This is a genomic window from Streptomyces sp. NPDC014991 (genome assembly GCF_043080665.1).
GTDB lineage: Bacteria > Actinomycetota > Actinomycetes > Streptomycetales > Streptomycetaceae > Streptomyces.
In genome coordinates, this window is the sequence record NZ_JBIBVY010000009.1 from 281477 (window position 1) to 289392 (window position 7916).

6 protein-coding genes and 1 rRNA gene are annotated in these 7916 nt (G+C 73.8%); 5 read left to right on the forward strand and 2 right to left on the reverse strand.

What is annotated here, in order from left to right; translation table 11 throughout:
• Positions 1–782: 782 nt before the first annotated feature.
• Complete coding sequence (gene mtnA / locus ACF1BE_RS17280) at positions 783–1925, reverse strand: S-methyl-5-thioribose-1-phosphate isomerase (RefSeq protein WP_392199860.1); 1143 nt, start codon at positions 1923–1925, stop codon at positions 783–785.
• Positions 1926–2065: 140 nt separating this feature from the next.
• On the opposite strand from mtnA, the gene ACF1BE_RS17285 reads away from it, so the two are divergent.
• From ACF1BE_RS17285 to ACF1BE_RS17305, 5 genes are read left to right on the forward strand one after another with little or no spacing between them, the layout of a single operon-like run.
• Positions 2066–3439 carry a hypothetical protein gene (locus ACF1BE_RS17285; protein ID WP_392199861.1) on the forward strand — a complete coding sequence of 458 codons (1374 nt, stop codon included), beginning with the start codon at positions 2066–2068 and terminating at the stop codon, positions 3437–3439.
• Between the two features lie 4 nt (positions 3440–3443).
• A complete protein-coding gene (locus ACF1BE_RS17290; protein WP_392199862.1) occupies positions 3444–4223 on the forward strand; it encodes a DUF4129 domain-containing protein in 780 nt (259 codons plus the stop codon).
• Positions 4220–5416, forward strand: coding sequence for a DUF4350 domain-containing protein (locus ACF1BE_RS17295; RefSeq protein ID WP_392199863.1), 1197 nt, complete (start codon positions 4220–4222; stop codon positions 5414–5416). Before ACF1BE_RS17290 ends, ACF1BE_RS17295 begins: the two co-directional genes overlap by 4 nt.
• Positions 5416–6405 (forward strand): AAA family ATPase, encoded by a 990-nt coding sequence (locus tag ACF1BE_RS17300; protein WP_392199864.1) that lies wholly within the window; start codon positions 5416–5418, stop codon positions 6403–6405. Before ACF1BE_RS17295 ends, ACF1BE_RS17300 begins: the two co-directional genes overlap by 1 nt.
• Positions 6405–7715, forward strand: a complete 1311-nt coding sequence (locus tag ACF1BE_RS17305; protein ID WP_392199865.1) for a DUF58 domain-containing protein — start codon at positions 6405–6407, stop codon at positions 7713–7715. Before ACF1BE_RS17300 ends, ACF1BE_RS17305 begins: the two co-directional genes overlap by 1 nt.
• Positions 7716–7828: 113 nt before the next feature.
• Here the strand turns inward: ACF1BE_RS17305 and rrf are convergent.
• Positions 7829–7916, reverse strand: a 5S ribosomal RNA gene (rrf, locus tag ACF1BE_RS17310); the annotation flags it as partial.

Consider the following 7916-nt stretch of genomic DNA (forward strand, 5'->3'; position numbering starts at 1 on the left):
TCACCGTGGACGGTGTGGCCTCCATCGCGCTGATCGTGCTCGCCGGCGTCGGCCTCTTCGCGAGTGGCCGATTCAGGGCGTGGGGGCTGGGTCGGCAAGCCATGTCCTGCACACGCTCTTGAGAACCGGCGCGAGTCACCGTGGGTTCACATCCCACACCCACCGCAGGTGAACAGCCCCTGATCAGGTGAATCGGTCAGGGGCCGTTCTCATGAGCGTTGTCCGCCACCAACCGTGGCTCCCCGTTGTCTCCCGGCTGAACGGGCACGAGAGGGGCACGATCGACCAGTTGCCGGCTACTGGCAGCGTTCCGGGCCTGCTTCCTTGATCGGCGGTACCGACGCCACTTGGGCGCAAGCTCACCGCACGCGGTCACCCAGGCAGCGAGGACGGCGCAAAAAACCATGCCCTCGTGCTCTCCCGTCAGCCTGCCCACCGCCCAGAAGGCCGGCGTCGTAATGAGCCAGGCCACGAGCAGGTGTCCTGCCTTCGGCCACCGGTGCACATCCCTCACAGGCGGGACGTCTGAGGACGGCGGGAGGTCGGCTCCGAGACTTCGGGCGGGAGCTGCCATGGGGCGAGTGATCATGGCCCCTTGAGCTTCCGGCGAGTCGGGCGGTCTGTGGACCTGGGCAACCGGCATCACCGGAAGTCGAAGCAGACCACACCGCGACACCGGCAGCCGGCCCCGGCCCCGGCCCCCGCGGCGGAACTCCGCTCCGGCAGCCGGGCCCGGGCCCCGGGAGGAGCCGCTCCCCCGAGGCCCAGCCGGCATCGCGCCCTCAGCCTGTCGTCACCTGACGCGACCTGGCGCACAGCTCCGCGAGAGCCTCGGCCGTCACGGGTGAGACGACTCCCTCCTCGGTGACGATGGCCGTCACCAGCTCGGGCGGCGTCACGTCGAACGCCGGGTTGTACGCCTGGGTTCCCAGGGGCGCCACCGGAATGCCGCCCCCCGCTCCCGTCACCGGCACCTGCGGCGCCACGATCTCGGTCACTTCGTAGCCGGGACGCTGCTCGACCTCGATGGACGCCCCGTCGGGAGTGTCCGGGTCGACGGTCGTCAGCGGCGCCACCACCACGAAGGGCACATGGTGGTACCGGGCGAGCACGGCGAGCGGATAGCTCCCCACCTTGTTCGCCACCGAACCGTCGGCCGCGATCCGGTCCGCCCCGACCAGCACGGCGTCCACCTCGCCCGCCGCGAACAGGGAACCCGCCGCGTTGTCGGTGAGCAGGGTGTACGCCATGCCGCTGCGGGCCGCTTCGTACGCCGTCAGGCGGGCACCCTGCAGCAGCGGACGCGTCTCGTCGACCCACAGCCGCCGCAGCCGCCCCGCCCGGTGCGCCGCGAGCGCCACCGCGAGGGCCGTGCCCTCCCCACCCGACACCAGCGAGCCGGTGTTGCAGTGCGTGAGGACCCGGTGCCCGCCGGCGGGCAGCAGTTCGTCCAGCAGGGCCAGACCATGGGCGGCCATCCGGACGCTGGCCTCGGCGTCCTGCCGGTGCAGCGCCCGCGCCGCGGCGAGCGTCGCCACCGCGGCAGCGGTGGGGTCACCGGTACTGGCCAGCGCCGCCTGGTGCGCGGCCCGGGCCCGGCGCACGCCGACGGACAGGTTCACCGCCGTGGGCCGGGCCTCCTCGAGTGCCCGCGCCGCATCGGTGACGTCGAAGCCGCGCGCGGCGGCGAGCGCGACGCCGTACGCCCCCGCGATCCCGAGCAGCGGCGCCCCGCGCACGGCGAGCGAACGGATCGCCTCCACCAGCGCCGACGGGTCCGTGCACACCAGCTCGACCTCTTCGGCCGGAAGTCTCGTCTGATCGAGAAGGATCACTACCGGCCCCTCGGGTGGTTCCTCCCACCGGATCGCCGGTATCTCGGTCGGCCGCCTGTCCTCACCGGTTCGCGCCTGCTGATCAGCCATGCCGTCAGTCTGCCCCGGAATCGGCGGACAATTGAAGGTGGCCACCCCCTACCGCGGCCGGTCGTGCCATGACCGGCCCATGGCACGATGGCTGCCAACCTGCCGCCGCGACCGCGGAAGGGCACCGAGAAGGAGCTTCGATGACAGACACTCCGGGCTGGGCCTCGCCCGGATCCGCCCCGTCGCCCGAGGGGCGGGAACCCGGTGCGTCCGGCCCTGCCGAGCCCGCCGACCGCCCCGGCACCGCCGGCCCCGCGCCGCAGGCGGGCGCGGAGGCGCAGGACCCGGGCGCGAAATGGTCCGAGGACCAGCCGCCGCCCGGCCACTGGCCCGCGCCCACCGGTGCCCCCAGCCCGGACCAGACTCCGCCGCCCCCGCCGCCCGGCCCCGGCTGGGACGGCCGGCACCCCGGCGGCCCCGGTGGCTGGGGCGGCCCCGTCCCCGGCCCCGGTCACGCCGGTTACGGCCAGCCCGGCGGCTACCCCGCCTGGGGCGGCGGCTGGGGCGGCCCCCCGCCCGCGGCCAAGCCCGGTGTCATCCCGCTGCGCCCCCTCGGCGTCGGCGAGATACTCGACGGCGCCGTGTCCACCATGCGCGCGCACTGGCGCGCGGTCCTCGGCATCGCCCTCGCAGTCGCCCTGATCACGGACATCAGCATGGTCGTCCTGCAAGGCCTCGTCCTCGACGACGCCCTCGCCCGGACATCCCTGGACAGCCGCACCGCCACCCCCGACGAGGTGTTCCGCGCCCTGCGCGAGACCATGATCGGCTCGGGCGTCGTCACGGTGATCTCCGCAGCCGCCGTCATCGTCGCCACCGCCCTGCTCGCGACCATCACGAGCCGCGCCGTACTCGGCAGGCCGATCGGCATCGGCGAGGCCTGGCGTGAGACCCGGCCGCAGCTCCCCAGGCTGGCCGGCCTGCTGCTCCTGCTCGGCCTGATCATCGGCGGTGTGTTCGTCGCCGGGGCACTGCCCGGTCTCCTGGTCCGGCAGACCGGCGGCAGCGACGCCGGCGGATCCGCGCTGCTCGCCCTCGGCCTTCTCGGGGCCGTGGTCGTCGCGATGTGGCTGGCGATCCGCTACAACCTGGCCGCGCCCGCCCTGGTACTGGAACGACAGGGCGCCGTGAAGGCCCTGGGCCGCTCCGCCAAGCTGGTACGCGGCGCGTGGTGGCGCGTCCTCGGCATCCAGGCTCTCGCCTGGATCATCTCCGGCATCGTCTCGGCGATCGTCACCATCCCCTTCGCCGCCGTCGGCGCCGCCGTGAGCGGCCACGGCATGAACGACTTCCTCACCACCGGCAACGGACACGTCGGCTGGACGTTCCTGATCATCCGGGGGATCGGTTCCCTGATCGGCACCACGCTCACCCTCCCGATCAGCGCCGGCGTCACCGTGCTCCTCTACATCGACCAGCGCATCCGCCGCGAGGCCCTCGACCTCGAGCTGGCCCGCGCCGCCGGCGTCCAGGACTACGGCACCGGCACCCCCGGCGCCGTCCCCGGGAGCTGATGCGGTGAGCGTCTTGAGGGGCGTTCTCACGGCGGCGGCCCCACCCGGGGCCACCGTCACGGCCGTACGACGCCTGCTGCGTGCCACGGACACCGCCGTCCTCGCAGCCGGCGGCTCGGGCGACGAACCGCCGGTGACCATCCCGCGTGATCCCGCGCGGGAAGCAGCCCGGCGTGAGCTGTCCCGGCGGATGTACCACGAGAACGACCCCAGCCCGTTCCAGCGCGCCCTGAACGCGTTCTGGGACTGGCTCGACCGGCTGTTCGGCTCGGCCGCCTCGGCGACACCCGGCGGCACGGTGGGCCTGCTCGTCGTGATCCTCTTCGTCGTCGCCGTCCTGGCCGCTCTCTGGTGGCGCCTCGGCATCCCGCGCCGCCGGCTCGCCTCCGCCGCCGTCCTGTTCGACGACCGCCCCCGCAGCGCCGCCGACCACCGCGCGGCCGGCGAGGCACACGCCGCCCGGGGCCACTGGAACCAGGCCGTCCAGGAGATCGTGCGCGCCCTCGTCCGCTCCCTCGAGGAACGCGCCCTGCTCGACGTACGCCCCGGCCGCACCGCCGACGAAGCAGCCTTCGAGGCCGGCCGCGTCCTTCCCGCGCACGCGGACCGGCTGCGCGCCGCGGCCCGGGAGTTCGACGACGTCACATACGGCGGGCGCGGGGCGAGCGCACAGTCGTACCACCGCATCGCCGCACTCGACCGCGACGTCGAACACACCCGGCCGCATCTCACCGACAGCGCCGCCGGCCAGGCCCACGGCACCCGCCAGGGGGCCGCCCAGTGATCACCGAGCTTCCGGCCACGGCCACCTCCACCGCGCCCACCGGACGCCGTGTGTGGACCCGCGCGCGGGGCGTCGCGCTCGCCGCCGTGCTGATCCTGGCCGCGGCCGTCGCCATGGCCGCCGTGCGCTCCACCAGCCGGCACGGCGACCTGGACCCGCGCTCCGCCGACCCCTACGGCAGCCGCGCCGTCGCCCAGCTCCTCGCCGCGCACGGCGTGTCCACCCGTGTCGTCACCACGCTCGGCGCGGCCCGCGCCGCCACCGGCCCGGACACCACCCTGCTGGTCGCCGTGCCCGACCGGCTGACGCACCGTCAACAAGAACAGCTGCACGCGGCGACGGCGTCCTCCGGCGGACGGACCGTCCTCGTCGCAGCCGGCAGCTGGTCCGTCGAACGGCTCGCCCCCGGGGTCACCGCGGACCCCGCCACCAGCCTCCACTCCGCACTCGCCCCCCACTGCCGCCTGCCCGAGGCCCGGAGGGCGGGCAGCGCCGACACCGGCGGCATCCGCTACACCACCACCCATCTCGGCGCCGACTCCTGCTACCCCAGCGAGCGCCTCGCCACGCTGCTGCGCGTCCCCGCGGACTCCGGCAGCGGCGACACCGTCGTCCTCGGCGCGCCCGACATCCTCAGCAACAACCGCCTCGACGAGCAGGGCAACGCCTCGCTCGCCCTTCAACTCCTCGGCTCGCGCCCCCATCTGGTCTGGTACCTCCCCTCACTGTCCGACGCCTCCGCCACCGGCACGGGCGAGCGGAAGGACTTCCTCGACCTGCTCCCCGCGGGATGGCTCTGGGCCACCCTGCAACTCTTCGTCGCGGCGGCCCTCGCCGCCGTGTGGCGGGCACGCCGCTTCGGCCCCCTCGTCGCCGAGAGACTCCCCGTCGCGATCCGCGCCTCGGAGACCACCGAAGGCCGCGCCCGGCTCTACCGCAAGGCCAACGCCCGCGACCGCGCGGCCACCGTTCTACGCTCCGCCACCCGCACCCGCCTCGCCCCCCTCGTCGGCGTCCCCCTCGCCCGGGCGCACACGCCCGAGACCCTGCTCCCCGCCCTGTCCGCCCACCTCACCGGTGACGGACAGGACCTGCACTCCCTCCTGTTCGGACCGCCGCCCGGCGACGACGCGGCCCTCATCGCACTCACCGACCGACTCGACGCCCTCGAAAGAGAGGTACGCCGTTCATGATGGCCCCGACCACTGACAACGCCGGGCGGACCGGGGACGCGGGCACCGCCCGGGCCGCCCTGGAAGCCCTGCGCGCCGAGATCGCCAAAGCCGTGGTCGGCCAGGATCCCGCCGTGACCGGCCTCGTCGTCGCCCTTCTCTGCCGCGGGCACGTACTGCTCGAAGGGGTCCCCGGGGTCGCCAAAACACTGCTCGTCCGCGCCCTCGCGTCCGCTCTGGAACTCGACACCAAGCGCGTCCAGTTCACCCCCGACCTGATGCCGAGCGACATCACCGGCTCCCTCGTCTACGACGCCCGCACCGCCGAGTTCTCCTTCCAGCCCGGCCCGGTCTTCACCAACCTCCTCCTCGCGGACGAGATCAACCGCACCCCGCCCAAGACCCAGTCGTCCCTCCTGGAGGCCATGGAGGAGCGCCAGGTCACGGTCGACGGCACTCCCCGCCCGCTCCCCGAACCGTTCCTGGTCGCCGCGACCCAGAACCCGGTCGAGTACGAGGGCACCTACCCTCTTCCCGAGGCGCAACTGGACCGATTCCTGCTCAAGCTGACGGTCCCTCTGCCGTCCCGCCAGGACGAGATCGACGTCCTCACCCGCCACGCCTCGGGCTTCGACCCCCGCGACCTGCGCGCCGCCGGCGTGCGCCCCGTCGCCGGGCCCGCCGACCTCGCTGCGGCCCGCGCCGCCGTCGCCAAGACGACCGTCTCCCCCGAGATCACCGCCTACGTCGTCGACATCTGCCGCGCCACCCGCGAGTCGCCCTCCCTCACCCTGGGCGTCTCCCCGCGCGGCGCCACCGCCCTGCTCGCCACATCACGCGCCTGGGCGTGGCTGACGGGCCGCGACTACGTCATCCCCGACGACGTGAAGGCCCTGGCCCTGCCCACCCTCCGTCACCGGATCCAGCTGCGTCCCGAGGCCGAGATGGAGGGCGTGACCGCCGACTCGGTCATCAGCGCCGTCCTCGCCCATGTCCCGGTCCCGCGCTGATGGCACTCACCGGACGTGCCGCTCTCGTCGCGGCCCTCGGCTCGATCCCCGTCGGCATCCTGGAACCGGGCTGGACGGGCCTGCTCGCGGTCAACGGCCCCCTGGCCCTGGCCTGCGCCTGCGACTACGCGCTCGCCGCCCCCGTACGCCGTCTCGCCCTGACCCGCTCCGGCGACACCTCCGCCCGCCTCGGTGAGACCGCCGATGTCACCCTCACGGTCACCAACCCCTCTCCCCGTCTGCTGCGCGCCCGGCTCCGGGACGCGTGGCCGCCCAGCAGCTGGCAGCCGGGCACCGAGAGCGAGGCCTCCCGGCACCGGCTGACCGTGCCCCCGGGCGAACGCCGGCGCGTGACGACCCGGCTGCGGCCCACCCGCCGTGGCGACCGGCAGGCCGACCGCGTGACCATCCGCTCCTACGGCCCTCTCGGCCTGTTCTCCCGCCAGGGCACTCACCGACTGCCCTGGACAGTACGAGTCCTCCCCCCGTTCACGAGCCGCAAGCACCTCCCGGCGAAACTCGCCCGATTGCGTGAACTCGACGGTCGCACCAGCGTGCTGACCCGCGGCGAGGGAACGGAGTTCGACAGCCTGCGCGAGTACGTACCCGGAGACGACACCCGCTCGATCGACTGGCGGGCCACCGCGCGGCAGTCCGCCGTCGCCGTCCGCACCTGGCGGCCCGAACGCGACCGGCACATCCTTCTCGTCCTGGACACCGGCCGCACCTCGGCCGGCCGGGTGGGCGACGCCCCGCGCCTGGACGCGTCCATGGACGCGGCACTGCTCCTGGCGACGCTCGCCGCACGCGCCGGCGACCGCGTCGGCCTGCTGGCCTACGACCGCCGCGTACGCGCCCTCGTACAGGGCCGTTCGGCGCGCGACGTGCTGCCGTCCCTGATCACCGCGATGGCCACAGTGGAACCCGAACTGGTCGAGACGGACGCGCGTGGCATGACCGGGACGATCCTGCGGACGGCACCGCGACGTTCGCTGATCGTGCTCCTGACGACACTGGACGCGGCTCCGGTGGAACAGGGGCTGCTTCCGGTCCTTCCGCAGCTCACCCAGCGCCACACTGTTCTGGTGGCCTCGGTGGCGGATCCGCGCATCGCCCACATGGCACAGGCCCGTGGCAGTGCGGAGGCGGTGTACGAGGCCGCGGCAGCGGCTCAGGCGCAGAGCGAGCGTCGGCGTACCGCGGAACACCTTCGCCGTCACGGGGTGACGGTGGTGGACGCGACGCCGGAGGATCTGGCGCCGGCCCTGGCGGACGCCTATCTGGCCCTCAAGGCGGCGGGACGACTCTGATCCGCCTGATGCCGCCCCCTCGGGACCGTGGATCCCACGCCGCCGATCTCGCCGATACCACCCTGAACGCAGAAAACCCCCGCATCGAAGATGCGGGGGTTTTCCCAAAAATTGTTCGGCGGTGTCCTACTCTCCCACAGGGTCCCCCCTGCAGTACCATCGGCGCTGTGAGGCTTAGCTTCCGGGTTCGGTATGTAACCG